Source organism: Rhodoferax sp. GT1R46, from assembly GCF_056521285.1.
On the sequence record NZ_JBWMBC010000001.1, the window covers coordinates 759270 to 785747 of the forward strand.

The following is a 26478-nucleotide window of genomic DNA, read 5'->3' on the forward strand; positions in this document are numbered from 1 at the left end:
TTTGCTATCAAATGTGTAGCTGCCTACGCATATTCCACGTGGGCTAGAGGTCGATATGACTATGAATTCTTCTCGCCGAAGCCTACTTTTGATGCTGGCCTGCGCGGCAGCGTTCGCCGGCAATGGCGTTCGGGCTCAAGGGTTCGATGTGCAGCGCTGGGATCCGCGTACGCCGGTGCCTGCCCTGGAGGCGTCAGACCTCAATGGCAAAGTCTGGAAGTTGAAGGAATTGCGCGGTAAGGCGGTGCTGATCAATTTTTGGGCCAGCTGGTGCGAACCCTGCCGCGCAGAAATGCCTGCTCTGCAAGATCTTGTCGAGTTCCGTGAGCCGCAAAAAGTGGTTGTACTGGCTGTGAACTTCAAGGAGTCCAGCACTACCGCCACACAGTTCGTCCGGCGAACGGAATTGAAACTGCCGGTGTTGCTGGATCCTCAGGGCGCGATCGCACGCCAGTGGGGGGTCAAGGTGTTTCCCACGACAGTATTGATTGGCTCAGACGGTCGCGTGCATGCGGTCGTTCGCGGTGAAGTGGATTGGCTGGGCACGGAAGCGGCCCGGCTGATTGCGCCACTGCTGTAGGGCAGTCAGGCTGAGTCGCGATGGCTGATAGCCTTACGCGCGTGAAGCGGTGCGGTGCCACAGCCGTTGCACCAGTCCATCCAGGTCCGGCGAGGGAGCCAATGGCCGTGCACTGCTACCCAGATGGGATTCAATGAGGCGCTGAAGCGTCGCCAGGTGCGGCGTGATCGTGCCAAAAAACAAGGCTTTTTTTTGCGTGGCAATCAGCAGGGTGGGAAAGTTCTCCACTTCGATCGGGTCGACCAGATCGGCTTCGTCTTCGACGTCAATCCACAGGAATCGCATACCAGGGAACTTGGCTAGCAGTTGCTCGAACAGCGGTTGGTATTCCCGGCAGGTGCCACACCAGTTCGCGCACAGGCAGGCGACCAATAGGGTGTGTTCCGGAGCGTTGGGTGAAGTCGGCATGCGGCAATGATCGCAGAAAAAAAGCGGCTTTTCCGCCCGGCAAAGTCGCAACTTTGACTCGCTGCACGGGATCAGTCCCCGGACGTTTTACACTAGAGGGTTTTCCCCAAGATCGTTTTGAACTATAGCAAGGGCCGTCATGAGTGCATTTCTGGATGAAACCGTATTAAGCGTTCACCACTGGACAGACCGCCTGTTCAGCTTTACCACCACGCGTGACCAGACATTGCGCTTTTCCAACGGGCATTTCACGATGATCGGTCTGCGTCTGGAAACAGGCAAACCCCTGCTGCGCGCTTACAGCATCGTCAGCGCCAATTACGAAGACCATCTGGAGTTTTTGAGCATCAAGGTGCAGGATGGCCCGCTCACCTCGCGCCTTCAGCACATCAAGGTCGGCGACAAGATCGTAGTGGGGCGCAAACCCACGGGCACTCTGTTGATTGACTACCTGTTACCCGGAAAAAACCTGTACTTGTTGGGCACGGGCACCGGCGTGGCACCGTTCCTGAGCATTGTCCGCGATCCGGAAACCTACGCCAAGTATGAAAAGGTGATCCTGGTGCACGGTGTGCGCGAAGTCGCTGAGCTGGCCTACTTCGAGTACCTCACCCATGACCTGCCCAAGAACGAATTCCTGGGCGAAATGGTCACCAACCAGATGCTGTATTACCCCACGGTCACGCGCGAAACCTTCAAGAACCGCGGCCGTATCCCCGATCTGTTTGAAGCCGGCAAGATTGAAGCGGACCTGGGCCTGCCCAAGCTCAATCCTGAACACGACCGGGTCATGCTCTGCGGCAGCCCGGCCATGCTGCGCGACTTGAAGCACATGCTGGAGAAGCGTGGCTTCATGGAAGGCAACACCACCAAGCAGGGCGACTTCGTCATCGAACGCGCGTTTGCCGAACAATAAATAAGACCCACCCCATGTCCCATTACGATCTCTACGCCATCGGCAACGCCTTGGTGGATTCTGAATACGAAGTGACCGATGCCCAGCTGCAAGCCATGGGTGTGGAGAAGCGGCACATGACCCTGATTGACACCGCACGGCGCGCAGCGCTGCTGGCACAAGTGCACGGCATGCATGCACGGCGCACCGGTGGTGGCTCTGCGGGAAATACGGTCGTCGCGATGGCCCAATTGGGCGGGCGGGCCTTTTACTCATGCCGGGTGGCCGACGACGAACTGGGTGCCTTTTTCCGCGAAGACCTGGCTGCCAACGGCGTAGCCACCAATTTGAACCACACCAAACCACTGGACGGTCAGACCGGCAGCTGCATGGTGATGGTGACGCCGGATGCAGAGCGCAGCATGAGCACATTTTTGGGCGCTACTGCCGATCTGGATCACACCGCTTTGCACCCGCACGATATTGCGAAATCCAAGGTCTACTACATGGAAGGTTACCTGGCGGCGTCGCCTACCGGGCTGGACGCCGCTTTGCAGGGACGCGCGGTTGCCAAGGCAGCAGGGGTTGCACTGGCGGCGACCCTGAGCGATATGAGCATGATCAATTTCTGCCGCGCGGGCCTCGATGCGATGGTCGGTGATGGCCTCGACTACCTTTTCTGCAATGAAGAAGAAGCCCAGGTCTGGTGCGGTACACAAGACCTGTCGGTGATCTGTCAAAAAATGAGCCAGCAGGCGCGTGTTGTGTGCCTGACCCGCAGCGCCAAAGGCTGCATCGTGCTCGAAGGCGGTATGCAGACCGAGGTGCCTGCAGCCCCGGTGAAGGCGATTGACACCAACGGTGCGGGTGACATGTTTGCCGGGGCCTTTTTGTATGCTGCAACGCACGGTCACAGCCACGCCCAGGCTGCATGGCTGGCCAACCAGTCCGCCGGGCAAGTTGTAAGCCAGTACGGCAACCGATTGACCAATGAGGTCATGTCAGACGTCAAAGCGCGCTTTGCGCAGCACGTGGCGGCCTGAAAGGCCGTTCCCCTGACGCGCCATTCTTTAGCGGTCCAAAGATGCAATGAATACGTGGCGGCGTATCCGGTTGCTGGCTTTGATGGGCGAGGGTTCAGTCGCGTGTGCAGCCCTTGAGCCAAAAAAAGGTCCGGTACAGGGCGACACTGATGACCATGCCCCAGGTCATGCCAACGAACATGCCGCCAAGCATCCCTGACAAGGCGTAAGCGGCGGGCACGACCGGCCAACGCGATAGCCAAAGTGCCCCCAGCGTCATACCAATAAGCATCCATCCAGAACACATCAGGTTTTGCGCAAACAGAGAGCACAGGTAGCGGCCGCAGTGGGGTCGTAACACCCTCAGGCTGGGAATGGCCAGCAAACCGCCAGCCAGCATGCCTGCATGCATTCCCGGTAGAAACGCAATGTGTAGCTGCAAGCTTTCAAAAAAGCTCGCCGATGACGACTGCGCACACAAATTATTCAGGCGTTCAGGCCCTGCCTGAGATACGTCATACAAAAGCCCCAGGAGCATGCCTCCGAATCCCAGGGAGAGCATGACGTGGGGAGGTGACAGGCCCACCCGCTGGGGCCGAATCCAGGCCAGGGCCGCACAGCCCATCGCAACCATTACCAGCGTGGCCAGCACGACTGTTCGCATGGCGCTGTCCATGTGCGTCGGCGTACGGCTGAGCGACAGCAGGGTCACTGCCACCAACACGATCAAAATGGCCGGCGTGAAGATGGCAGAACCGATGCTGCGTGCCAGCCAGTGTGCCTGGGGATTCGCGGTGGTCATAGTGATGCTCAATCTATCCAATAGTTGAAGCGTCCCGCGAAAGTCAGGGTAAACCCCGTGGCGAAGTGGCCACATGCCAATCAATATCTCGCTGCGCATATTCGCACGAAACGTAATTGGGTGTCTTCTCGCAGAACACAAATGCTGTTGCACTGTAGTTCGTGTTTTCGGTGCTGCACTGAGATCTGAACGAAGCGCTTCCAGCTTGCACGAGTGTCTGATATGAATCACGAAGTGATTTGTGCCGAGTTGCCCAGATACATAAGAGCACCACCATGGCATCTTGTCCTTTTAATCCTGTACCGGTATCGTCCCCTAATTCCTGGCTGTATTTGCTTGAGCGGTTTGATGTAGGTGTTGTTCATCTCGATCGGGAACTGCATGTCATTGGCATGAATGACTTTGCGCGCCGCAGCCTTCCGGTGGAGGAAAAAATGCCATTCGGAAAACTGGTTACCTCGTTTCATCCGGAGGCCGCCAAGGCCAAGGTCCAATTCCTGCTGGGGCAAGCGGAGTGCCCGGTCAACAATCCGCCGCCCATGGCAATGATGATCAATATTCCCGATCGGGTGTTGTTGATCAAGGTGTCCAAGGTGGGAGATATGCAAGGTAAAACCACGGGGTACACCCTGCTGTTCTACGACATCACGGATGTGGTGAGCCAAGAAATCGACAGCGGCAGCAATGTCCGTTCGGGTCGCGAAGACAGTGAAAAGCGTCAACTGCTCAAAATCCCTACCGTCAAACAGAACCGCGTGTTACTGGTCGATGTGGCCAGTGTTTCTTTCATCCGCTCGGAAGGGCATTACACCTGGGTTCACACCGCGCAAGGCAGCCAGTTTTGCAACCTGAACATTAGCGACCTTGAGAGCCGGCTGGATCCAAAATTGTTTCTGCGCGTGCACCGGAGTTACATCGTCAACTTGTCCCATGTCGACGAGATCGTCCGGGAGGACGGCCGCGTGACATTGCGCATGCTGAGTTCCATACCGCTGGAGGTTCCTGTGTCTCGCGCCAGCACACCGCGACTGATGGAGCGTCTTGGTTTGGCCGATGCGGTGCTGAGCAAGCACTGATCGCGGTCTGGTTTTCGTTCGTGCATTCTGGTTGCCATTCGTGCGCTGGCGACGCCAGTTGATTGTTTAGCTTCCCGGTCCGGAATCGTCGGCACTAGAGTTCAGCGGTTAGTTTCAGCCAAGAACCATAAGGAGCCAACGTGATTCCACCCGCATTTGATTACCATGCACCGCGATCTATCGGAGAAGCGATTTCATTGCTGTCCACGCTGGGCGAGGATGCAAAACTGCTAGCAGGTGGGCACAGCTTGCTCCCCATGATGAAGCTGCGTTTTGCCCAGCCAGGCACGCTGATTGATATCAATCGCATCCCTGAGCTTCGGGGGAGTCGAGAAGAAGGCGGCGTGATTCGAATCGGAGCGATGACATCCGAGAATGAGCTCATCGCCTCCAGGTTGCTGCAGGATAAATTGCCGCTGCTTCCAGAAGCTGCTTTGTTGATTGCTGACCCGCAGGTGCGTAACCGCGGAACGATCGGTGGAGACATTGCGCACGGCGACCCTGGTAACGACCATCCGGCCATTGCCATGGCACTGGATGCCACGTTTGTCCTGCAGGGCCCAAATGGCGAGCGCAAAGTCAAGGCGGTTGATTTCTTTCATGGCACCTACATGACCGAGTTGGCCGAGAACGAAATACTGACCGCCATACTGATCGCGCCATTCGCTGCCGGCACCGGCTATGCCTACCAAAAACTCAAGCGCAAGACGGGCGACTGGGCTACCGCCGGTGCCGCCGTGGTTCTGCGTATGTCAGGGGGTGTGGTTACGCAAGCAAGCATTGGTCTGACGAATGTGGCACCGACTGCATTGCGCGCGACTGCCGCGGAAGCCGCACTGATGGGCAAACCCCTGAACGATGCCACGCTGGATGCAGTAGTGAAAGCCGTGCGCGCCGCCTGCGATCCTGCGGAAGATTTGCGCGGTGATATTGAATACAAAACCGCCATGGCCGGTGAGATGACCAAGCGTGCCATTCTCACTGCCGCCTCGCGCTGCAGCTAAAAACCCCGTACAAGGAAATAACGCGATGACAAAACAAATGGTGTCGATGACCCTGAATGGTCGCAAGGTGGAAGAGGTGGTGGAGCCCCGTACTTTGCTGATTCACTTTCTGCGTGAAAAAATGAACCTGACCGGTGCCCATATTGGCTGCGAAACCAGCCACTGCGGTGCCTGCACGGTGGACATTGACGGACAGTCTGTCAAAAGTTGCACCCACCTGGCTGTGCAATGTGAGGGCAGCGTGGTGGATACGGTTGAAGGCCTTGCACAAGGCGGCGTATTGCATGCGGTGCAAGAGGGTTTCTACAAGGAGCATGGGCTGCAGTGCGGATTTTGCACGCCCGGCATGCTGATGCGTGCATCCCGTCTGTTGCAGGAAAACCCGGACCCTACGGAAGAGGAAGTGCGCGTCGGCATGTCGGGCAATCTGTGCCGCTGCACGGGTTACCAAAATATTGTGAAAGCAGTGCTGCATGCTGCCCGGGCTCTGCAACAAGAAAAGGTGGCTGCGTAATTGCAGCCGTCTAAAACTAAGGAGACAGACATGAATGCACCACTGAGTGATCGCGAAAAAGCGCTGATGCTGGACCGTGAAAAAGCCCTGATGGGCTTGGGCGAGTCGCGCCTGCGCAAGGAAGACGCCCGGTTTATCCAGGGCAAGGGGAATTACGTAGACGATATCAAGATGCCCGGCATGCTGCATATGGACATTGTTCGCTCGCCGTTGGCCCACGCAAGAATCAAGAGCATCAACAAGGAAGCGGCGCTGAAGATTCCCGGTGTGATTGCCGTCCTGACGGCCGAAGACCTCAAGCCCCTCAAGCTGCACTGGATGCCTACGCTTGCGGGCGACGTGGCAGCGGTACTGGCCGACGGAAAAGTCCATTTTCAGATGCAGGAGGTGGCGGTCGTCATCGCCGAAGATCGCTACTCCGCTGCGGATGGCGTGGAAGCGGTCGAAGTCGAATACGAAGAGCTGCCCGTGGTGGTGGATCCCTTTGAGGCGCTGAAGGAAGGTGCTCCGGTAATCCGCGAAGACCTCGTCGGCAAGACAGAAGGTGCGCATGGAAAGCGCTACCACCACAACCATATCTTTACGTGGGATGCTGGCAACAAAGACGCGACCGACGCAGCGTTTGCCAGCGCTCCGGTGACCGTCAAGCAAGACATGCACTACCCGCGGGTGCACCCCTGCCCACTGGAGACCTGTGGATGTGTGGCGTCTTTTGACCCGGTGCGCGGCGAGCTCACGACCTGGATCACCAGCCAGGCACCGCACGTTGTGCGCACCGTGGTGTCCATGCTCTCCGGCATTCCGGAGTCCAAGGTGCGGATCATCTCGCCCGATATTGGTGGCGGGTTTGGGAACAAGGTCGGTATCTACCCCGGCTATGTCTGCGCCATCGTCTCCAGCATTGTGCTGGGCAAGCCGGTGAAGTGGGTGGAAGACCGGATCGAGAACCTGTCCAGCACCGCCTTTGCCCGTGACTATCACATGACCGGCGAATTGGCCGCCACGGCGGACGGCAAGATATTGGCGCTGCGCACCAACGTCATTGCGGACCACGGTGCGTTTGACGCCTGTGCGGACCCGACCAAGTTCCCGGCCGGCATGTTCCACATTGTCTCGGGAGCCTATGACATCAAAGACGCCTACTGCCGGGTGGATGGCGTGTATACCAACAAGGCACCTGGTGGCGTGGCCTATCGCTGCTCTTTCCGGGTCACCGAGGCGGTGTACCTGGTGGAGCGCATGGTGGACGTACTGGCGCAAAAACTGGGTATGGACAAGGCCGAGATTCGCGCTAAAAACTTCATCAAGCGGGAACAGTTCCCCTACACCTCGGCGTTCGGGTTTGAGTACGATTCGGGTGACTACCAGACCGCACTGGACAAAGTGCTGAAGGCGGTGGACTACCAAGGCTTGCGTGCCGAACAGGCCGCCAAACGTGCGGACCCCGATTGCCCCACGTTGATGGGAATCGGCCTGGTGTCGTTCACGGAAGTGGTGGGTGCAGGCCCTAGCAAGATTTGCGACATTCTGGGCGTGGGCATGTTCGATTCCTGCGAGATTCGCGTGCACCCCACGGGCAGTGCGATAGCGCGTATGGGCACCATCTCGCAGGGACAAGCGCACCAGACCACGTATGCGCAAATCATCGCCACCGAGTTGGGTATTTCCTCTGAAGTGATTCAGGTGGAGGAGGGTGATACCCACACGGCACCCTACGGCTTGGGCACGTATGGGTCCCGTTCCACGCCGGTAGGCGGCGCAGCCGTAGCCATGGCCTCACGCAAAATTCACGCAAAAGCCAAGAAGATCGCCGCACACTTGATGGAAGTCAGCGAAGCGGATCTTGAATGGGAAATTGACCGCTTCAAGGTGCGTGGCAACGACGACAAATTCAAAACCATGAAGGACATCGCCTGGGCGGCGTACAACCAGCCACCACCCGGGCTGGAGCCTGGACTGGAGGCGGTGCATTATTACGATCCCCCCAATTTCACCTTCCCGTTCGGAATCTACCTGTGCGTGGTGGACATAGACAAGGGCACGGGCGAGACCAAGATTCGGCGCTTCTATGCCTTGGACGATTGCGGAACCCGTATCAACCCGATGGTGATTGAAGGGCAAATCCACGGTGGTTTGACCGAAGGGTTTGCCGTGGCTATGGGCCAACTGCTGTCGTTTGACAAGCAAGGCAACATTCAGGGCAACACCCTCATGGACTATTTCCTGCCGACCGCAGTGGAAACACCGAAGTGGGAGACCGACTACACCGTCACCCCGTCGCCGCACCACCCCATCGGGGCCAAGGGCGTGGCAGAGTCTCCGCACGTGGGCAGTATTCCAACCTTCACCAGCGCGATGGTGGATGCATTCGCCCATTTGGGTGTGACCCACTTCAATATGCCGCACTCTGCGTATCGCGTCTGGCAGGAGCTCAAGAAAGTCGGCATTGCCAGCTAATGGACAGTCGTTTTGGGGCTGCTGCGCCCTGGCGCAGCAGCCCTCATGTTTTTTTAGAAAGTAGTCATGGAAGTTATTCTCGATAAACAGTACCCTGTTGCGTCCGGTGTGAATGCTGCCTGGACTGTTTTGTCCAACATGAATGAATTGGCGACCTGTATGCCGGGTGCGCAAATTACCGAAGTGATCGATGCCACCCATTACAAAGGGGCGGTACGTGTCAAGGTGGGACCGGCGGTTGCCGCATTTGCGGGAACCATCGAAATTTTGATACTCGATCCGGCGACCAAAACCCTGAAAATGATGGGCAAGGGCGCAGACAAAAGCGGTTCTTCGGCATCCATGGAATTGACGGCCAACCTGCTCGAAGCTGCAGACGGAACATGCACTTTGCAGGGCCATGCCGAAGTGATTGTCAATGGCAAGTTTGCCCAGTTCGGTGGGCGGATGATGACCTCGGTGTCCGACATGATCCTGGGCCAGTTCGCCGAGACTTTTTCACAGAAGGCTGCGGTCGTTCAGGGGCCAGTGGCCGCTGCGGGTGAGGCGACTTTAGCCCCGCCACCGGTAGCCCCCGTGGTCGCCAAGGAGTTCAATGCCCTGGGCTTGGTATGGGCCTTGATTGTCAATTTCTTTCGTGGCCTTTTTGGTCGCAAGTCCTGAGGTCCGGTATGGAAATGCCCGGCACGCTGGCTTCTCCTGACGGGTTGCGCGAGCGTCTGTTTCGAGCGGGCTACATTGCGGATGAAGACTTGGCCAGTCTGGTCTGGATGGGCCTGGCTTTGGAGCGTCCCCTGCTGCTGGAGGGAGAGGCAGGGGTCGGGAAAACAGCGATTGCCAGTGCCTGTGCAAAGGCTTTGGTCCGACCGCTTTTGCGGCTGCAGTGCTATGAAGGCCTTGACCTGAGCCAAGCGGTCTATGAGTGGAATTACAGCCGCCAATTGCTGGAAATCCGCATGGCCGAAGCGGGCCAGGCGGACCGCCTGGCACTCCGTGAAAACCTGTTTTCTGAAGCCTATCTGCTGGAGCGCCCTTTATTGCAGGCGATTCGATCACCCGAACCGTGTGTGTTGCTGATCGACGAGATCGACCGGGCGGACGATGCCTTTGAAGCCTTCCTCCTGGAGATGCTGTCGGAATACCAGGTGACGGTGCCGGAAATTGGCACGCTTACTGCGCGCAGCAAGCCGCTGGTCATTCTGACCAGCAACGGCACCCGTGATTTGTCCGATGCGCTGCGCAGGCGGTGTCTTTTCCACTACGTGGACTTTCCCACGCTGGCGCGGGAAACCCAGATAGTTCGCACGCTGGTACCCGAGGCGGCCACGCGACTGGTGGAAGAGGCCGTCGCCTTTGTGCAGCGGCTGCGCAAGGAAGACCTGGACAAGACACCAGGGGTTGCCGAGACCCTGGATTGGGTGCGGGTGTTGTTCAAGCTGGGCCATGGTGAGTTGCCAGTCGATCCACAGGCTTTGGTGCCGACGCTGGCAGCGCTGCTGAAAACGCGCAACGATACCTGGCAAGTGACCTCTGAGCGCATTGGCAAACTGATGGACGGGCCGCGCATGGGCCAGGATGTTGGCGTGGCTGGCGCAATGGCGCGCAGCTAGACCAGCGCTGAAGTGAGGCTCCCGTGAAGGCTACCGATCCCAGGCAGACACTGGGTGACTTCGCCCACTACCTGCGGGACCACGGATTTGCCCTGGGCTATGCCGAGTTGGAGTTGATGATCCGGGCGGCAGCGACGTTACCTTTAAATCAGTGGCCGCGTATTGAGGCGCTGTGGCGCGGTATTGCGTCCGGCAGCCGCAAGCAGTGGGTGAAGTACCCCGAGTTGCACCAGGCATTCTGGTTTCCCTACAAGGTCAAAGCGTCAACAAAAAGCTCAGGAATGACGCAGCGCGGGCGCTCGTTGCCGGAGCTGGTGCAGCAGATGCACAGCGAGATGGGACAAAGCCCGCCCAGCCCACCGGCCGCGCCAGGCCCGCCCAAGCCCTCGCTGGGTATGGCGGATCAGCCTGGCATGGGTGAACTGGAGGACAGCGATGTGCCGCAACGCGCGCAGGGCGGCGCCAGCGCAACTGCGCCTATGGACGAGCGGGACTTTGCCGACTGGATGCCCGGCGATATGGACCGATTTGAGCCGCTGGTCGAGGCGCTCAAACGCCGATTGCGCGCCCAGCTGATGCGTCGCCTGGAGAACCACCGCGATAAAGGCAGCATCCATGTGCGCCGGTCGTTGCGCTTGGCCATGTCCACAGGGGGCGAGTTGGTCAAGTTACACCATGTGCGCCGCAAGCGCCGACAGCCCAAGGTCGTGGTGCTGGTGGACGTGAGTCGCTCCATGGAAGTGCACGCGCAGTTCTATTTGCGCCTGAGCCGTGCTTTTGTCGAAGTGATGGATGCGCGGGCCTTTGTTTTTCACACCAGCGTTGCGGATGTCACGCCGCTGATGAAACGCCGCAGCGAACGGGTGCAGGAAAAGGTCAACGCCGTGACGTTTGGATTCGGTGGTGGCACCCGCATTGCGACCTGCGTACAGGAAACACTGCAGTTGCATCTGGGCCGCTCGATTGCGCGTGGCGATCTGTTCATGGTGTTCAGCGATGGTTATGACACCGATGAGCCGCAAGCACTGGCCGACGCATTGGCCCAGGTGCGAGCCCGGGGCGCGCGGGTCTGCTGGCTGCACCCGACAGTGCAAGTGCCGCAGTCCGAGGCAATCCGCCTGGCCTTGCCCTATATATCTCGATTCCTGCCGGCGCACAATCTGCAAAGTCTTGCGCGTCTGCCATCGTTACTGGCCTGAGAACTTGCCTGCACAACACCCCCACACGCAATCGTTTCATTTGCAAAGGAATAACCCCCATGGGATGCTTACTCAAACAAGGCGGCGGCCTCTATGCCCGTCTACGCGTCGGTGCGGTATTGCTCGCAGCGGGCGAGGGCTTGCGCATGGGTGGCGTGGCCAAGCCGCTCATCACGCTGCAAGGCGTGCCACTGATTAACCGTCAACTCATTGCACTTAGCGGTGCGGGGGTGGACGAGGTCGTGGTGGTGACGGGCTACGCGAGAGACGCAGTGGAGGCTGCGGTGCAGACCTTTCCCGTGACCGTCGTCCACAACCCAGACTACGCGCAGGGCCAGCAAGGCTCGGTGCGGGTGGGTCTGACGGCCTTGATCGGCAACTTTGACCTGGTGTTGGTGGCGTTGGCTGACCAGCCACTGATTGGCGCAAGCGACCTGACCGAGTTGATCTCTGCTTTCAAGAAGCGCCCCAGGGGCAACGTGGTGGTGCCGGTGGTCAATGGTCAACGGGGCAATCCGATACTTTTGGATGATGTGGCGCGCACCCAAATTTTGTCCAGTGACACCAACCTGGCCTGCCGCAACCTGATAGAGCGCCAGCCGGAGCTGGTGCACATTTTTGAGACCAGTAACACCCGTTTTATTACCGATCTGGACACCCTGAAAGACCTGGAGCAACTGGCCCAGCGCACCGGCTGGAAGCTGGAGCTGCCCAAGCACGAGGTACCGGTTTGAATGCGGACAACGGACATTTGCAGCGGCACTGGCCCGTGCCGCTCGCGGTGCACCGGTTTGCACGCGCTAAAGAGGTAAATGAGACGCTAGCCCTCGTATTCACTGTGATGCGCGCTACTGATTCTGTAGCGAAATCTGAGGCGGGTGGTGGCCACTTTTACGCAAGTAGCGATGACCTGTTATCGCGTGTGGACTTGCCCGAGTTTCGCGAACTGCTCCAGTTCATCGCTGGCGCCCTGCAGTCCACCGCCAAGGAGGCGAACGCTGGCGTGTGGCCCGAAGGCCGCCATGGTTTGCAACTGGAACTGATGGGTGTCTGGTTCCAGATACAGAATGGCGCCGCCTTTCACGACATTCACACCCATGGCAATTGCTCGTGGTCGGGCGTGTATTACGTGCAAATTGACCCTGTGGCCGAGCGCCAGGCCCACCCTGAATTCGGTGCACTCAACGGTGCCACGCGCTTTTACAGCCCCATGTTTCCCCTGCTGGGTGGGGCGCACATGGATATGGGCAACGCCTTTATGCAGCAGTCCACCTGGGACGTCACGCCCCAAGAGGGTGATCTGGTGCTGTTTCCTGCATTCCTGCCCCACAAGGCCCTGCCGTACTCGGGTGAAAAAGACCGCATCATCGTGTCCTTCAATGCGCAGATCCGCTCACCTGAGGGTGATCAGCTCTATCGTTTCTCCAGCCGATAGGGCGGCAACCCTGAGAGCATTCGGCGACCATAAGCCGTTTGTGTCAGGCGCTTGTCGTAGCAGATCACTTGCGCGTGGTCTTCTTCGGTGCGGATGGCGCGGCCGGTCCACTGCAAGAGCTTGATGCCGGTGGCGGGAATCACCAGCTCATTGAAGGGGTCGCGTCCCACCGTGCGCAGCCACTCGGCGCGCGCTTCGTCCACGGGGTCCGACGGCGGCGCAAACGGCAACTTGGCTATGAACACGGTTTCGCACAATGCGCCCGGTAAATCCAGCCCTTCGCCAAACGACTGAAGTCCAAACAACACCGATGGCATACCGGACTCCACGCGCGCCATGTGACTGCTGAGCAGGCGCGCGCGGGATTGCGTGCCCTGCACTAACACCATGTCCTGCAGGTAGCCTGGCAGCGCCTCGGTTGCGGCACGCATCTGTGCCCGTGAGGTAAACAGCACCAGCGCGCCGCGCTTGACCTGTTCAATATCGGTCATCAGGGCGTGCACCATCTCGGCGGTGTAGGCATCGGCGTTCTTGGGTTCGGCGACGGTATGCACCACGGTCAGCGTGCCTTGCTTCGCGTAGTCAAAGGGACTGGCGACTTCCAGCGCCTGCACATTGGGGTTATTGGAGAGCCCGGCTTCTTTCAAAAAATAATCGAAATTGCCACAACTGGTGAGCGAGGCCGAGGTGACCACGGCGCCACGCACCTTGCTCCACAAGAATTGACGCAGCAAATCGCCCGGAACAATGGGGCACGCGTGTGCGGTCATGGTCAGATATCCATGCTCGCTCTCGGCCTGCAACCATTTGGCCAGCGGCTGATCGCCATGCTCCAGCAGCAGGCTGGCGGTGGAAACCACGCTGCCCAGTCGGGGCGCCAGGCTACCCAGCTTGGTATAAAGCTGCGCGCACAGAACAGCCTGGCTGGGGTCTTCCTTGGCTACGGCTTTTACTTCGAGGCCCAGCGCTTCCAGGGTGGTGGACAGGCCATTTGCCTGCGCCTGTATTTGCGTGACCGGGTCCGCCAGGTCCTCGGGCAGCTTGCCATTGGCAAAACGCAGGGTCCCGTCTTGCCCTTCTCCATGTGCGTTTTTGCCGGTCTGTGCCCACACCAGGTCCATGGCCATGCGGGCCAGTGTCGTCAGGGCACCCTTGAGCTGGCTGGTCACGGTGTTGACGTCTTCACCCAGGTGCAGGTTCAGCTTGCTGCTGACCTCCTGCAAAATTTTGGGCAACTTGTCGAGCCAGCGCAGATTGCTCAAGTCCATGGCGCTGGAGAACTGGTCCAGTGCGACGGCAGGCAAGTGGTGGCCTTCATCAAAAATCACCAGGCAGTTGTCCAGATCGGGCAGGGTTTTCATTCCCAACGATGCCAACACCAGGTCATGGTTTGCGACGATGACATTGGCTTCGGCCAGCCGGTTGCGGGCTTCGTAATAGCTGCAATCCCGAAAACGCGGGCAGTGGCGCACGGTACACGTGTGGCGCTCAGCGGCCACCACGGACCAATCGCGCGGGTCAGGTGCTTCCGCCAGGGTGTCACGGTCACCGTCCCAATTGCCAGTGGCCAAAGTGGACGCCATGGTTTCGTACAACTTGGTACGACGTTCTTCCAGCGCTTCTTCCGAGAGAGGGGAGGAATAGCGGGAAGGCGCGGGCGCATCATCGTCGGCATCAAACAGCTCGTCACTGCCCGCGCCCGTACCGACCAGACGCTCCAGTTTGAGCTTGCACACATAGCGGCCCCGGCCCTTGGCCAAGGCAAACGCAAAGGGCTTGTCCATGGTTTTTGCCAAAGCAGGCAGGTCGTTGGTCATGAGTTGCTCCTGCAGCGCGACCGTGGCGGTGGAAATCAAGACTCTGGTTTTGCGTTCCAGCGCCAGCGCAATGGCCGTGGAGGCATAGGCTGCCGACTTGCCCACGCCGGTACCTGCCTGAATCACGGCAATGGCCTTGGTGGGCGCGGGATGCTCTCCCAGGTCGGCGCGCGCCAGGGTGGTAGCAACGCAGGCGGCCATGTCGTGCTGGCCCGGGCGGGCGCGAAAGCCAGACGTGGCGCCGACGACTTTTTCAAAGGCCGCTAGCGATAGCGCAGCCAGGGAATCAGAGTTCAAGAAATATTCATCCGGTAAAGTGTGCAGGCAAGAGCGGTGCGTTCAGGGGTCGCGCCGCTGCGACCGACCGCCAGACAGAGTTCGCCGCCTGTGCAGCATCGCCTCAGCGAAGCGTGCGACACCTGCTGTCACAGAGATGACTGAAGTATAGGGTTTGTGCCCTCCATGCCGGGCCGCTAGTCGGGCAAAGATGGACTTTACTTCTGCCCAATCCGGGCGATCATCAGGAGACAAGCATGGCAAGACAGCAAGGTTTGGCAAATACTTGGCAGCGTGGGGCTGCGCGATCGGTAATAAGCGCTGTGGCGGTGCTTTGCGCGGCGGGTGGGGTGCAGGCACAGGAAACATTCAAGGTCGGAATTGTGAGCTTTCTGTCGGGCCAGGCCGCGGAGAGTTTCGGCATTCCCGCAGTCAATGGCGCCAAGGTGGTGATAGACGCCTTCAACAAAGGCACGGCGCCAGCACCCTACAACAAGACCGGCTTTGGCGGCATGAAAATCGAACCGGTATTTGTGGATGAGAACGGTGGCGCTACCAAGCAGGTACAAGAACTGCGCAATTTGTACGACCGCGAAAAAGTCGACGCGGTCGTTGGCTATGTCGGCTCCGGAGATTGCCTTGCGGTGGCGCCCGTGGCGGAGGAAATGAAGAAATTTTTGATCCTGTATGACTGTGGCACGCCCCGCATCTTTGAGGACAACAAGCTCAACTATGTGTTCCGAACCGCAGCCCACGCCACCATGGACAACGTGGCGCTGGCGCGTTATCTGAAGGCGCGCAACGTGAAGGTTGAGACCTTCAACATGATCAACCAGGACTATGCCTGGGGCCAGGATTCCAAGAAGGACTTCACCTGGTCCATGGAAAAACTCTACCCCAACGCCAAAGCCGGTGAGGACCAGTTGCCCAAGTTCGGTGCGGGTCAATATGGCACTGAGATCTCGGCATTGATGGCCAAGCCGGCCGACATTACCCATAGCAGCCTGTGGGGCGGTGATCTGCAGGCGTTCATCCTTCAGGCTGGCCCGCGCGGTCTGTTCAAAAAATCGCAGGTAGTGCTGTCGGCCGCTGACCATGTGCTGCCTGGACTGGGTGAAAAAATGCCCGATGGCGCCATCATCGGTGCGCGGGGTGCCTATGGCCTGATGTCGCCCAAGTCGGCGCTTAACGACTGGTGGTGGGATATCTATAGCAAGGCTTACAGCGTGTACCCCGTGCAGGCACCGTACCGCATGGTGCAGTCGCTGCTGGGCCTGAAGCTGGCGGTTGAAAAAGCCATGGCAGCCAACGGTGGCAAGAAGCCTTCCGCCGAGCAATTGGCCGCTGCACTGACGGGCGCTGAATGGGATTCTCCAGCCGGAAAAATCCGTATGGTGCTGGGAAATGGTCACCAGGCGATTCAGGACACCGCGATTGGCAAGACCCGTTTTGATGCTGCCAAGAAGATGGTGGTGCTGGATGATATTCAGCGTTTTCCGGCCGAATGCGTCAATCCGCCAGCCAACATGAAGTCTGAGGAGTGGATCAAGGCGGGATTCCCTGGGGCCAAAGGCTGCCCTTGAGGGTCGTCCAACCATGATCACCATCCTGATCGACGGCCTGACCTACGCGTCGTGGCTGTTCATTGTTGCCTTGGGGCTCACGCTGGTCTTTGGCGTGTTGAAAATTCTCAACATTGCCCATGGCAGTTTTTACGCCCTGGGCGCCTATGCGGCGGCCAGTTTTGTGGGGTGGACGGCGTCTATGCACTGGGCGCCGGCTTACTCACTGGTGGCCATGCTGTTGGCGGCGGTTGCGGTGGCAGCGGTGGTCGCGCCATTGACGGAGCGCGGGCTGTTGCGCTTCTTTTACGGACGTGACGAAGTGCTGCTGGTGCTGGTGACCTATGCCATGTTCCTGATCATGGAGGACGTTACCAAGCTGATTTGGGGGGCGAATCCGTACTATGTGTCAGAGCCCTACACGCTGTTCGGCAGCATTGATATTGGCCAGCAGACTTATGTGGGCTACGACTTTGCGCTGGTGGCATTGGCAGTGCTGATCGGCCTGGTGGTGTGGTGGGGGCTCAACCGCACGCGGCACGGCAAGATCGTGCTGGCGGTCATTCACAGTTCGGAAGTGGCGTCGAGCATGGGTGTCAATGTTTCGCGGGTGTACATGCTGGCTTTTTCGGTCGGCATATTTCTGGCGGCCATTGGCGGAGCGTTTACCGCCCCCATGATCTCGGTACAACCCGGTGTTTCGGTGGGGGTCATCATCGTCTCGTTTGCAGTGGTGATCATCGGTGGGCTGGGCAGTATTGAGGGCGCCGCTGCCGGAGCGCTGATTGTTGGCATGGCACGCTCCCTGGCCGTTCATCTGGCGCCGGTGGCCGAACTTTTTTCCATTTACATCGTGATGGCCGTTGTGCTGATGTTTAGGCCCGAAGGCTTGTTCCAGCGCATTCAGGCGCGAAAGATCTAACGCATGGCGGCTATTCTTCCTCTCTCCCATAGGGCTCCTCCAGCCGATCTGACATCAGCCCGCTGGCGGACGGTAGCCATGGGCCTGGCTTGCTGCATCCTGTTGGCCGCCGGCGGTCTGGTGATGCCCAAGTGGCTCACGTTCCTGATCACCATGGCGGCGGCAAATGGCCTGGTGTCCCTGGGCATCGTGGTGCTGATGCGGGGCGGCGTGGTCCCCTTCGGCCAAGGCATGGTGTTTGCCGCCGGTGGCTATACCGCCGCACTGCTTTTCAACAAGCTCGGTTTCACCGATGCCCTGGGGCTCACCTTGGCTGGCGGTGTGATGGCAACCCTTGTGGCAGCCCCCTTTGCACCACTGCTTTCGCGCTACCGCGGCATTTTTTTTGCCATGCTGACGCTCGCTTTGTCGATGGTGACCTATGGCTTGTTCATGAAGCTCGAGGTATTGGGCGGCTCAGACGGGTTCAACCTGGGCCGTCCAACCTTGTTCGGCCAACGCTTGCCTGACGAGCGCGTTGGCTACATCCTGTATTTGTTAACCATTGTGGTGTCCACGGTGATGGCGTTGCTGGCGCGGGTGTACTTCGACAGCACCCGCGGTCTGATTACATTGGCCGTGCGCGAGAACGAACTGCGGGTGGAGTACCTTGGGGGCTCCGTGCGGCATGCCATGGCCATCAATTTCATTCTCGCCGCGTTTTGCGGCGGCCTGGGCGGCGCGCTGGCTGTGATGGCGCTCGGACATATCGAGCCCAATTTCAGTTTCTGGACCACCTCGGGCGAGTTCGTATTTGTCGCGATCCTGGCCGGTTGGCAAAGTGTGATTGCGGTGTTTGTGGCCAGCACCGTGCTGGAGGTGGTGCGCTCGTTTTCCAGCACCTATTTCCCCAACACCTGGCAGCTCGCCCTGGGCCTGTTCCTGCTGTTTGTGATCCGATTCCTGCCCCGGGGCATTGGCTCCTTGTGGGTGCGCGGGAGAACGCGATGACGGCCATTCTGGAAGCACGAGGGCTTGGCAAGCGTTTTGGCGCGGTGGTGGCTGCGGCGGATATCAACATCCGTATTCAGCCCGGTGAGCGCGTCAGCCTGATCGGCAGCAACGGGGCCGGCAAGACGACCTTTGTCAACATGATCACCGGTTATCTGAAGCCGGATGCCGGTCACATTTTCTTTGACGGCCGCGATATCACCGCATTGCAGCCTCGTGCCATTACCCGGCTTGGCGTGGCGCGGTCGTTTCAGATTCCCCAGTTGTACGGCGACCTGACGGTACTGGACAACATGCTGGTCGCCAATGCGTGCCACGATCAGCGGCTGAGTTTCTGGCAACCGGCTCGGCGCAGTGCCGCCGTGGAGCGTGCTGAGGTGCTGCTGGACCGCTTTCGCTTGACTGAGCACCGCGATCGCCGCGTCGCCGAATTGCCCGGTGGCGTGCGCAAGTTACTCGACATTGCGATGGCGCTCACCGGGTCGCCCAAGCTGCTGTTGCTGGACGAGCCCACCAGCGGAGTTTCTGCTGAAGAGAAGTTTCCGATGATGGACACCATCATGACCGCACTAGGGCATGAGCAGTCCACGACCGTGCTTTTTGTGGAGCACGATATGGACATCGTGGCACGCCACGCCAGCCGTGTAGTGGCTTTCTACAGCGGGCGCATCATCGCGGATGACGCTCCCACGGCTGCTCTGGCAAACGACGATGTACGGCGGTATGTCACCGGCGAGTTGCTGCAGGAATAGGCATGGGAGACCCAAAAAATGCTGAAAGTTGAAGGCGTTCACGTGTCCATCCAGTCGGTGGTTGCGCTGCGTGGGCTATCGCTCACCGTGGCCGATGGCACGATGGTGGGGCTTATCGGGCGCAATGGGGCCGGTAAAACCACACTGTTGCGCACGGTCATGGGCCATCTGAAACCTACACAAGGCCGCATTACCTTTGATGGGCAAGATCTGGCGGCAGTGCCGCTCCATGCGCGTGCTGCGCTGGGCATTGGCTACATGCCGGAGGACCGCGGGCTGGTACCTGAGCTGACAGTGGAAGAGAACATTCTGGTACCGGTGTGGGTCAACAAGGCACTCAACGAGTCCGATCGGCTGGCGCTGGTGTATCGCGTCCTGCCAGAACTGCAGGAAATGCGCGAGCGCCGTGCACTGCTGCTCTCGGGTGGCCAGCAAAAATTGGTGGCACTGGCGCGCGCGCTGGCAGTTGGCACCCGGCTTTTGCTTCTGGATGAACCGTTTGAAGGTGTTGCACCAGCCTTGTCCAAGCGTCTGGGCGAGGTGATCGCGGGCTTGAAAGGGAGCGCGACCTCGGTGCTGATTGCGCAGAGCGACCTCAACCATTCACGCAAACTGGTCGACACGGAATTCGTGATCGAGCGCGGCACCAACGTGGCGCCGGTCACTGCATGAGGCGGATGCCGGTATGACGCACTGGCGAGGCTTCCCGGTGCCCGCGATGCAGCATGAGGCGCTCTACGGGGATCGCCTGGTGCGCTGTTTTTCCGAGCGGCCCAAGAGCTTTCATGCCCTGTTTGCGGCTTCGCTGGCCCGCAGGCCCGATGCCCAGGCGCTGACCTTTGAAGGGCAGCACTGGACCTATGCACATTGCGATGCCATCGCGCAGAAGGTGGCGGCCGGCTTTGCCGGGCATGGGGTGGGCCTTGGCGACCGCGTCGTGATGCTGATCGACAACCGCCCTGAGTTTGTCTTCACGCTGCTGGCGCTGGAGCGGCTGGGTGCCATTGCCGTGCCGGTGGGCGTGCGCGAACAGAAGCCGGGCTTGACCTATATTGCGCGCCAGTGCGGAGCGACGGCCATCGTTGCCGAAGCCACGCTGGCCGACCGCTTGCCGGATAGGGATGAGGCACCAGATCTGCGGCTGCGTTGTGTCATGGGCGAAGCGCCAGGCTGTGTGCCATGGGCCTCGCTGATGGCAGGTAATGGGGCAGGCAATCGGGCCAGCAATGGGCTTGTGCTGCTGCCAGCCGACGTGGCGGAGACCGACACGGCGGTGATCCTCTACACCTCGGGCACCACTGGCCACCCCAAGGGGGCCATGCTCACACACCTCAATATTGCCCACTCCGTGCTGCACTACCAGGCGTGTATGCAGTTGGGGCCAAATGACCGTTCGGCCCTCGCTGTTCCTGCCAGCCACGTGACGGGGCTGATTGCTGTCATTGCGGCGATGTTGCATGTGGGGGGAACGATCGTGATCGTGCCGGCTTTCAAGGCCGAATCGTTTATTGCGCTGATGCAAGCAGAGCGCGTCACGCATACGCTGATGGTGCCTGCGATGTACAACCTGTGCCTGTTGCACCCGAGCTTCAGCGAGGCAGATCTTGGCGCCTGGCGCATTGGGGGTTATGGCGGTGCACCCATGCCCATCGCCACCATCGACGCACTGGCCGCGCGGTTGCCGGGCCTCACGCTGATCAACGCCTACGGTGCCACCGAGACCACGTCTCCCACCACCATGATGCCGGCTGGCGGCACCCGTGCCCATGCCGACACCGTGGGCGTGGCCTTGCCAGCGGCGGACATTCGCGTGATGGACGAATCCGGCTGTGAAGTGCGTCCAGGCGAGACGGGTGAGCTGTGGATTGGCGGTCCCATGGTGGTGCCCGGTTATTGGGCCAATCCTGACGCTACGGCTGCGTCATTTACCGCCGGCTATTGGCATTCGGGCGACCTGGGGTCGGTCGATGCAGAGGGCTATGTGCGTTTGTTCGACCGCAAGAAGGACATGCTGAACCGGGGCGGATTCAAAATTTACTCGATCGAGGTTGAGGATGTGCTGGCAACCTGGCCTGGTGTGCTGGAAGCCGCGATTGTCGCGAGGCCTTGCCCGGTGCTGGGCGAACGGGTGCACGCCTTTGTCTATGCGCCTGCAGCCCAGCCCGATGACGCCGCGCTGCGTGCGCACTGCGCAGCACGGCTGTCCGATTACAAGGTGCCGGAAACCATCACCTGGTGCGATGGACCGTTGCCGCGCAACGCCAATGGCAAACTCATGAAGCGGTTGATGCGCGACAGGCTCGGAAGCTGAACGACCCTTAGGGGGATAATCAGGCCGCGCCGGGGCTTGACCCTTGCTCGCCAGTGCCAGTGTCGGGGTATTTTTACCTACTCCGATTGCGCCCCTTTCCACCCAATCCGGAGTTCTTTTTATGACCACCGTTAATGCCAATATGTATACCCTTGGTCGTGATGATTCACGTCGAAAATTTTTGAAGAATACGGCTATAGCCCTCGCCGGTAGTACGCTACCTGCTATCAATTTTGCACAAACAGCGGCTGTTGCCGAGCGCAGTTTCAGCCCCGTTCCGGGCGTCTGGCGCACCTTTGAGGTCACTACCCGCGTAGACATTGCCAAGCCGCAGGGCGTAACCCGCGTCTGGTTGCCGATCCCTTCGGTCAACAGCGATTGGCAGAAGTCGCTGGAAAGCAACTATTCCAGCAACGGCACCGCACGCATGGAAGACGACGAAAAATATGGCGCAAAGATGTTGTACGTGGAGTTTGCTGAAAGCGAAGCCAAGCCGTTTATCGAGTTGACCAGCCGCATTCAGACCCAAAACCGGGCGCAGAACTGGTCGCAAAAACTGGCGGTGGCGGAAGACGCCACCACATTGAAATACTGGACCCAGCCCACCAGCCTGTTGCCCACGGACGGCATCGTGCGCAAGACGGCTCTTGAAGCCACCAAGGGCGCCAGCACTGATGTGCAAAAAGCGCAAATGCTCTATGACTGGATTGTGGCGAACACCTTCCGTGAACCCAAGGTCCGCGGGTGTGGCGAAGGCGACATCAAGACCATGCTGGAGACGGGCAACCTGGGCGGTAAATGTGCCGATTTGAATGCGTTGTTTGTGGGTATGTGCCGCTCGCTTGGCATCCCTGCGCGTGACGTCTACGGCATACGAATGGTGCCCAGTGCCTTTGGTTACCGCGAGTTGGGCGGCAACCCTGCCAGCCTCAAAGGTGCGCAGCATTGCCGCGCCGAGGTCTATCTCACGGGCTATGGTTGGGTCGGAATGGACCCGGCTGATGTCGCCAAGGTGATGCGCCAGGAAACCCCCGAGTGGATCAAATCGCCCCAAAACCCGCTGGTAGCACCGGTCAATAAGGGTCTTTTTGGGGGCTGGGAAGGCAACTGGATGGCCTACAACGTAGCCCACGACGTGGTGCTTCCCCATTCCAAAGGACCCAAGCTGGGTTTCTTCATGTACCCAGCGGGCGAGAACGCTGCGGGCCGGTTTGATTCGTACGCGCCAGACGACTTCAAATACCAGATTACGGCCAAAGAAATCAAGGCCTGATCAGGGGCCGCCCCACGGGCCCCACACCCTGCTGTAAATAGGGTCTACGGGGCGTGGGGCCTCTCGGCAAGAAATCGCTAAAACGGCCTTTCTCTGGGTTATTCTTTGGGGATAACTAACAGGAGACAAGACAATGGCCGTTACCAAGCTGATGCTCGACTACGTTTTTGAGCACGAAGCATCGCATCCCGATACCGTCTATCTGACCCAGCCCACGGGTGGCGGGCACGTGGTTGACTACACCTGGCGCCAGGTGCTGGACCAGTCGCGTCGCATGGCGGCGTACATCAAAGCCCAGGGTTTCGAGCCCGGTGCGCGCATTGCCATTTTGTCCAAGAACAGTGCGCACTTCATCATGGCCGAGCTGGCCATCTGGATGGCGGGTGGCACCACCGTCGCCATTTTCCCCACCGAGACCGCCGAGACCGTTCGGTTTGTGCTGGAGCACAGTGGCGCCAGCCTGCTGTTTATTGGCAAGCTCGATACCTGGGAGCATCAAAAACCCGGCATTCCCGCAGGGCTGCCCTGCATTGCCCTGCCGCTGTCGCCCAAGACCAGTTACGAGACCTGGGACGCCATCGTTGCACGCACTGCACCTTTGGCCGGCAAGGTGCAGCGCGCGGCGACTGACATTGCGATCCTCATGTACACCTCGGGCTCCACCGGCCAGCCCAAGGGCGTGATGCACAGCTTTGAGCGCGTCACCCGCGCGAGCGAAAACATTGTGAAAGATACGCAGTCGCGGCTGGGTGACAAGACCGAGAACAGGATCTTGTCTTACCTGCCTCTGGCCCACGTCTTTGAGCGGGCCTGGGTGGAATGCGCGTCTCTGGTAGACGGCAAAACCCATGTGTTCTTTGCAGAATCACTGGACACTTTCCTGCAAGACCTGAACCGTGCCCGGCCCACCACCTTTATCTCGGTGCCGCGCCTGTGGCTCAAATTTCAGCACGGCGTTTTCTCCAAGATGCCACCCAAGAAACTGGACCGCTTGCTCAGCATCCCCATACTGGGGCGCATTGTCGGGCGCAAGGTCCTCAAAGGCCTGGGTCTGGACCAGACCTTGCTGGCGGGCAGCGGCTCGGCCCCCATACCGGCAGAGTTGATCTCCTGGTATCGCCGCCTGGGTCTGAACCTGATAGAAGGCTATGCCATGACGGAAGATTTCGCCTATTCCCACAACTCTACGCCCACGGTCAATGCCCCCGGCTGCGTCGGCGTACCCCTGCCAGGTGTGGAGGTTCGCATCAGCGAGGACGGCGAGATCCTGATCAAATCACCCGGGCAAATGGTGGGCTACTACAAACGCCCGGACCTGGACAAAGAGGTGTTTACCGACGACGGTTACTTCCGTACGGGTGACCGCGGTGAGCGCCGTGCCGATGGCCTGTTGAAGATTACCGGGCGCGTGAAGGAACTATTCAAGACGTCCAAAGGCAAATACGTGGCTCCCGCGCCCATCGAGAACCGCATCAACGCCCACCCGCTGATCGAAACGAGCCTGGTGTCGGGTGTGGGCCAGCCATCGGCCTACGCCATGGTGGTGCTGTCCGAAGAACTGCGGCCCAAGCAAAGCGATGCGGCATTTCGCACCGATGTGGAGACCCAATTGACGCAACTGCTCAAAGACGTGAACAGTGAATTGGCAGACTATGAAAAGCTGCAGATGATTGTGATCACCCGAGAGCCCTGGACCATCGAGAACGGCTGCCTGACCCCGACCATGAAGATCAAACGTACCCGTATTGAGAGTGAAGTGGGCACCCGGGTGGATGGCTGGTATGCGGGGCGCTCGAAAGTGCAGTGGGCCTGAGGCGGGTTACGCAATCATTGAAATCGGTAGCAAGCGGCGCTGGCTTTCAAACTGCCGCATTTCGCCACTCAAAGGGTCTTTGAAGGCGATGGATTTGGCCAGCAACTGCAAGGGCAGGGCGTGGTTGGTGACGCCTTCAGGCGTTAGCACCGGGTAAATTCCATCCCCCACCAGCGGCAGGCCCAGCGCTGCCATGTGCACCCGCAACTGGTGGCGCTGACCCGTGACGGGTTTCAGCAGGTAGCGCGCCCATTTCCCGTGCACTTCCAGAGGCGCAATGTGGGTCAGGGCATTGGGCGGGCCCTCCACTTCGGTTTGTTGCATGAAGTGGTCTGCCGCTGCGATGCGGCTTTCACGGCGCACGGGCCATGGAAGATCCGGGTTCCAGGGCGCTGTGCATTCATAGGTTTTGTCGACCTGCCGGGTGCGAAACAGCTCCTGGTAGGCGCCGCGCGTCGAGACCTGTTTGGAAAACAGCACCAGGCCGGCGGTGTCCCGGTCGATGCGGTGGATGGGGGACAGGGCGTTTAGTCCGAGGGCATTTTTCAGCCGAATCAGTACGGTTTCCTGCAGGTATTTCCCCGAAGGCATGACGGGTAGAAAGTGCGGTTTGTCCACCACCAGCAAATGGTCGTCCTGCCACAGTACAACCGCCTCGAAGGGGATACGGGGCTCCGCCTCCACTGCGCGGTAGTAGTACAGCCTGCGCCCGGACAGGTAGGCCGCATGGGGGAGCACTTGCTGTCCCTGGTCATCCACCACGTCGCCGCACTGCAGGCGTTGCTCCCAGACGGTCGCCGCAACACCAGGAAAGCGCTGCACCAAAAAGTCGATTACGGTGGCCCACGGGCCTGCAGGAAGCACGACGCAACTGGGCCCCACCCCGCTGCGGGCGGGCGGTGGGTTAGGGCGGTAGAGGCTCAAATCCGGTCAAACCCGGTTAAATCCGCTCGAACACCAGATCCCACACGCCGTGCCCCAGCTTGATGCCGCGGTTCTCAAACTTGGTGAGGGGCCGGTAATGCGGCTTGGGCGCATAGCCCGCCAGCTCCGGGTGGGTGAGCAGCGCGCGGTTTTTGAGCAAAGGCTCGGCGGTCAGCACTTCCAGAATCTGTTCGGCATAGGGTTGCCAGTCGGTGGCGCAGTGCAGGTAGCCACCCACTTTGAGGCGCTGGGCCAGCTTGGCGATCAGGGGCGACTGAATCAGGCGGCGCTTGTTGTGCTTGGTCTTGTGCCAGGGGTCGGGAAAGAAGATGTGCACACCGTCCAGGCTTTGCGTCGGCAACATGTGGTCAATCACCTCGACCGCGTCGTGCGCGCAGATGCGAATGTTGGTCAGGTTCTGCTCACCAATGCGCTTGAGCAGTGCGCCCACGCCGGGTTCATGCACTTCGCAGCACAAAAAGTTTGTGTCGCTCAGCAACTCCGCAATCTTGGCCGTGGCTTCGCCCATGCCAAAGCCGATTTCCAGCACTACGGGAGTTTTCTTTGCATCATTTGGGCCGCTAGCCGCCGTGGAACCTGCGAATACTGCTTCCAAATCGATAGCAGAAGGCTGGTAGGGCAGCAAGAATTGGGGCCCCAGGTCTTCAAACGCCTTGGCTTGTGCACCGGTCGTGCGGCCCGCGCGCTTCACAAAGCTCTTGATAGTGCGCATGAAGGGCTTGGGTGTGCCGGTCGCAGCAGTCGGGTCGGTTACGTCAGTTGCGTCAATCTCGGGGGATGCGGAAGTCATGGTGGGCCGGTGATAAGTGTGGCCT

General features: G+C 59.6%; 25 protein-coding genes. 20 read left to right on the forward strand and 5 right to left on the reverse strand.

The features are described 5' to 3' along the window. The first annotated feature begins 61 nt into the window (after positions 1-61). Positions 62-580: a TlpA family protein disulfide reductase gene (locus tag AC097W_RS03545; protein WP_479600936.1), complete on the forward strand. Its 519-nt coding sequence runs from the start codon at positions 62-64 to the stop codon at positions 578-580. Positions 581-613: 33 nt separating this feature from the next. Here the strand turns inward: AC097W_RS03545 and AC097W_RS03550 are convergent, their stop codons facing one another. Next, positions 614-988 carry a thioredoxin family protein gene (locus tag AC097W_RS03550; protein ID WP_479600937.1) on the reverse strand — a complete coding sequence of 125 codons (375 nt, stop codon included), beginning with the start codon at positions 986-988 and terminating at the stop codon, positions 614-616. Positions 989-1127: 139 nt separating this feature from the next. Between AC097W_RS03550 and AC097W_RS03555 the strand changes: the two genes are divergently transcribed. Both AC097W_RS03555 and AC097W_RS03560 read left to right on the forward strand, forming a co-directional pair. After that, positions 1128-1904 (forward strand): ferredoxin--NADP reductase, encoded by a 777-nt coding sequence (locus AC097W_RS03555; protein WP_479600938.1) that lies wholly within the window; start codon positions 1128-1130, stop codon positions 1902-1904. A 14-nt stretch (positions 1905-1918) separates the two neighbouring features. Continuing rightward, positions 1919-2926 (forward strand): adenosine kinase, encoded by a 1008-nt coding sequence (locus tag AC097W_RS03560; RefSeq protein WP_479600939.1) that lies wholly within the window; start codon positions 1919-1921, stop codon positions 2924-2926. A 94-nt stretch (positions 2927-3020) separates the two neighbouring features. On the opposite strand, the gene AC097W_RS03565 is transcribed toward AC097W_RS03560, so the two are convergent. Continuing rightward, entirely contained in the window at positions 3021-3707 is a 687-nt protein-coding gene (locus tag AC097W_RS03565; RefSeq protein WP_479600940.1) for a hypothetical protein, read from the reverse strand. 275 nt (positions 3708-3982) lie between these two features. Here AC097W_RS03565 and AC097W_RS03570 point away from each other — a divergent pair, with 275 nt between their 5' ends. From AC097W_RS03570 to AC097W_RS03610, 9 genes are all read left to right on the forward strand, one after another. Further along, positions 3983-4783: a LytTR family DNA-binding domain-containing protein gene (locus tag AC097W_RS03570; RefSeq protein ID WP_479600941.1), complete on the forward strand. Its 801-nt coding sequence runs from the start codon at positions 3983-3985 to the stop codon at positions 4781-4783. Between the two features lie 140 nt (positions 4784-4923). Beyond that, entirely contained in the window at positions 4924-5787 is an 864-nt protein-coding gene (locus tag AC097W_RS03575) for an FAD binding domain-containing protein (RefSeq protein ID WP_479600942.1), read from the forward strand. 25 nt (positions 5788-5812) lie between these two features. After that, a complete protein-coding gene (locus AC097W_RS03580) occupies positions 5813-6301 on the forward strand; it encodes a (2Fe-2S)-binding protein (protein WP_479600943.1) in 489 nt (162 codons plus the stop codon). A gap of 30 nt (positions 6302-6331) precedes the next feature. After that, positions 6332-8758 (forward strand): aerobic carbon-monoxide dehydrogenase large subunit, encoded by a 2427-nt coding sequence (locus tag AC097W_RS03585; protein ID WP_479600944.1) that lies wholly within the window; start codon positions 6332-6334, stop codon positions 8756-8758. Between the two features lie 66 nt (positions 8759-8824). Beyond that, complete coding sequence (locus AC097W_RS03590) at positions 8825-9421, forward strand: CoxG family protein (protein ID WP_479600945.1); 597 nt, start codon at positions 8825-8827, stop codon at positions 9419-9421. A gap of 8 nt (positions 9422-9429) precedes the next feature. Then, positions 9430-10368, forward strand: a complete 939-nt coding sequence (locus tag AC097W_RS03595) for an AAA family ATPase (RefSeq protein ID WP_479600946.1) — start codon at positions 9430-9432, stop codon at positions 10366-10368. A 23-nt stretch (positions 10369-10391) separates the two neighbouring features. Further along, positions 10392-11567 (forward strand): vWA domain-containing protein, encoded by a 1176-nt coding sequence (locus tag AC097W_RS03600; RefSeq protein ID WP_479600947.1) that lies wholly within the window; start codon positions 10392-10394, stop codon positions 11565-11567. Positions 11568-11626: 59 nt separating this feature from the next. Further along, positions 11627-12301, forward strand: coding sequence for a nucleotidyltransferase family protein (locus AC097W_RS03605; protein ID WP_479600948.1), 675 nt, complete (start codon positions 11627-11629; stop codon positions 12299-12301). After that, positions 12298-13002 carry a TIGR02466 family protein gene (locus tag AC097W_RS03610; RefSeq protein WP_479600949.1) on the forward strand — a complete coding sequence of 235 codons (705 nt, stop codon included), beginning with the start codon at positions 12298-12300 and terminating at the stop codon, positions 13000-13002. The genes AC097W_RS03605 and AC097W_RS03610 overlap by 4 nt, the downstream gene beginning before the upstream one ends. Here AC097W_RS03610 and dinG read toward each other — a convergent pair. Further along, positions 12981-15116, reverse strand: coding sequence for an ATP-dependent DNA helicase DinG (gene dinG / locus AC097W_RS03615; RefSeq protein ID WP_479600950.1), 2136 nt, complete (start codon positions 15114-15116; stop codon positions 12981-12983). The two genes, AC097W_RS03610 and dinG, sit on opposite strands and share 22 nt — an antisense overlap. A gap of 236 nt (positions 15117-15352) precedes the next feature. Between dinG and AC097W_RS03620 the strand changes: the two genes are divergently transcribed. From AC097W_RS03620 to AC097W_RS03655, 8 genes are all read left to right on the forward strand, one after another. Next, the gene (locus AC097W_RS03620) at positions 15353-16678 is read left to right on the forward strand and encodes an ABC transporter substrate-binding protein (protein ID WP_479600951.1); all 1326 of its coding nucleotides are present in this window, start codon (positions 15353-15355) and stop codon (positions 16676-16678) included. A gap of 13 nt (positions 16679-16691) precedes the next feature. Further along, complete coding sequence (locus AC097W_RS03625) at positions 16692-17579, forward strand: branched-chain amino acid ABC transporter permease (protein WP_479600952.1); 888 nt, start codon at positions 16692-16694, stop codon at positions 17577-17579. Positions 17580-17582: 3 nt separating this feature from the next. Continuing rightward, positions 17583-18569: a branched-chain amino acid ABC transporter permease gene (locus tag AC097W_RS03630; RefSeq protein WP_479600953.1), complete on the forward strand. Its 987-nt coding sequence runs from the start codon at positions 17583-17585 to the stop codon at positions 18567-18569. Next, positions 18566-19321: an ABC transporter ATP-binding protein gene (locus AC097W_RS03635; protein ID WP_479600954.1), complete on the forward strand. Its 756-nt coding sequence runs from the start codon at positions 18566-18568 to the stop codon at positions 19319-19321. The genes AC097W_RS03630 and AC097W_RS03635 overlap by 4 nt, the downstream gene beginning before the upstream one ends. Before the next feature lie 18 nt (positions 19322-19339). Then, positions 19340-19993, forward strand: coding sequence for an ABC transporter ATP-binding protein (locus AC097W_RS03640; RefSeq protein WP_479600955.1), 654 nt, complete (start codon positions 19340-19342; stop codon positions 19991-19993). 13 nt (positions 19994-20006) lie between these two features. Continuing rightward, positions 20007-21632, forward strand: a complete 1626-nt coding sequence (locus AC097W_RS03645) for a class I adenylate-forming enzyme family protein (RefSeq protein ID WP_479600956.1) — start codon at positions 20007-20009, stop codon at positions 21630-21632. A gap of 121 nt (positions 21633-21753) precedes the next feature. Continuing rightward, positions 21754-22905, forward strand: coding sequence for a transglutaminase-like domain-containing protein (locus AC097W_RS03650; protein WP_479600957.1), 1152 nt, complete (start codon positions 21754-21756; stop codon positions 22903-22905). Between the two features lie 133 nt (positions 22906-23038). After that, on the forward strand, positions 23039-24718 hold the full coding sequence (locus AC097W_RS03655) for an AMP-binding protein (protein WP_479600958.1): 1680 nt from the start codon (positions 23039-23041) through the stop codon (positions 24716-24718). 6 nt (positions 24719-24724) lie between these two features. Here AC097W_RS03655 and AC097W_RS03660 read toward each other — a convergent pair whose 3' ends face one another. Together AC097W_RS03660 and trmB are read right to left on the reverse strand one after the other, a co-directional pair. Further along, positions 24725-25642, reverse strand: coding sequence for a pseudouridine synthase (locus tag AC097W_RS03660; RefSeq protein ID WP_479600959.1), 918 nt, complete (start codon positions 25640-25642; stop codon positions 24725-24727). Between the two features lie 16 nt (positions 25643-25658). After that, the gene (trmB, locus tag AC097W_RS03665) at positions 25659-26453 is read right to left on the reverse strand and encodes a tRNA (guanosine(46)-N7)-methyltransferase TrmB (RefSeq protein ID WP_479600960.1); all 795 of its coding nucleotides are present in this window, start codon (positions 26451-26453) and stop codon (positions 25659-25661) included. Positions 26454-26478 lie beyond the last annotated feature (25 nt).

What these genes read in the sequence shown, in the direction of transcription:
- trmB (WP_479600960.1), bottom strand. Translation starts at nt 26,453, where the DNA reads ATGACTTCCGCATCCCCCGAGATTGACGCAACTGACGTAACCGACCCG.
- AC097W_RS03590 (WP_479600945.1), top strand. Translation starts at nt 8,825, where the DNA reads ATGGAAGTTATTCTCGATAAACAGTACCCTGTTGCGTCCGGTGTGAAT.
- AC097W_RS03560 (WP_479600939.1), top strand. Translation starts at nt 1,919, where the DNA reads ATGTCCCATTACGATCTCTACGCCATCGGCAACGCCTTGGTGGATTCT.
- AC097W_RS03645 (WP_479600956.1), top strand. Translation starts at nt 20,007, where the DNA reads ATGACGCACTGGCGAGGCTTCCCGGTGCCCGCGATGCAGCATGAGGCG.
- AC097W_RS03620 (WP_479600951.1), top strand. Translation starts at nt 15,353, where the DNA reads ATGGCAAGACAGCAAGGTTTGGCAAATACTTGGCAGCGTGGGGCTGCG.
- AC097W_RS03630 (WP_479600953.1), top strand. Translation starts at nt 17,583, where the DNA reads ATGGCGGCTATTCTTCCTCTCTCCCATAGGGCTCCTCCAGCCGATCTG.
- AC097W_RS03585 (WP_479600944.1), top strand. Translation starts at nt 6,332, where the DNA reads ATGAATGCACCACTGAGTGATCGCGAAAAAGCGCTGATGCTGGACCGT.
- AC097W_RS03580 (WP_479600943.1), top strand. Translation starts at nt 5,813, where the DNA reads ATGACAAAACAAATGGTGTCGATGACCCTGAATGGTCGCAAGGTGGAA.
- AC097W_RS03550 (WP_479600937.1), bottom strand. Translation starts at nt 988, where the DNA reads ATGCCGACTTCACCCAACGCTCCGGAACACACCCTATTGGTCGCCTGC.
- AC097W_RS03595 (WP_479600946.1), top strand. Translation starts at nt 9,430, where the DNA reads ATGGAAATGCCCGGCACGCTGGCTTCTCCTGACGGGTTGCGCGAGCGT.
- AC097W_RS03545 (WP_479600936.1), top strand. Translation starts at nt 62, where the DNA reads ATGAATTCTTCTCGCCGAAGCCTACTTTTGATGCTGGCCTGCGCGGCA.
- AC097W_RS03555 (WP_479600938.1), top strand. Translation starts at nt 1,128, where the DNA reads ATGAGTGCATTTCTGGATGAAACCGTATTAAGCGTTCACCACTGGACA.
- AC097W_RS03650 (WP_479600957.1), top strand. Translation starts at nt 21,754, where the DNA reads ATGACCACCGTTAATGCCAATATGTATACCCTTGGTCGTGATGATTCA.
- AC097W_RS03655 (WP_479600958.1), top strand. Translation starts at nt 23,039, where the DNA reads ATGGCCGTTACCAAGCTGATGCTCGACTACGTTTTTGAGCACGAAGCA.
- AC097W_RS03570 (WP_479600941.1), top strand. Translation starts at nt 3,983, where the DNA reads ATGGCATCTTGTCCTTTTAATCCTGTACCGGTATCGTCCCCTAATTCC.
- AC097W_RS03605 (WP_479600948.1), top strand. Translation starts at nt 11,627, where the DNA reads ATGGGATGCTTACTCAAACAAGGCGGCGGCCTCTATGCCCGTCTACGC.
- AC097W_RS03565 (WP_479600940.1), bottom strand. Translation starts at nt 3,707, where the DNA reads ATGACCACCGCGAATCCCCAGGCACACTGGCTGGCACGCAGCATCGGT.
- AC097W_RS03640 (WP_479600955.1), top strand. Translation starts at nt 19,340, where the DNA reads ATGCTGAAAGTTGAAGGCGTTCACGTGTCCATCCAGTCGGTGGTTGCG.
- AC097W_RS03635 (WP_479600954.1), top strand. Translation starts at nt 18,566, where the DNA reads ATGACGGCCATTCTGGAAGCACGAGGGCTTGGCAAGCGTTTTGGCGCG.
- AC097W_RS03625 (WP_479600952.1), top strand. Translation starts at nt 16,692, where the DNA reads ATGATCACCATCCTGATCGACGGCCTGACCTACGCGTCGTGGCTGTTC.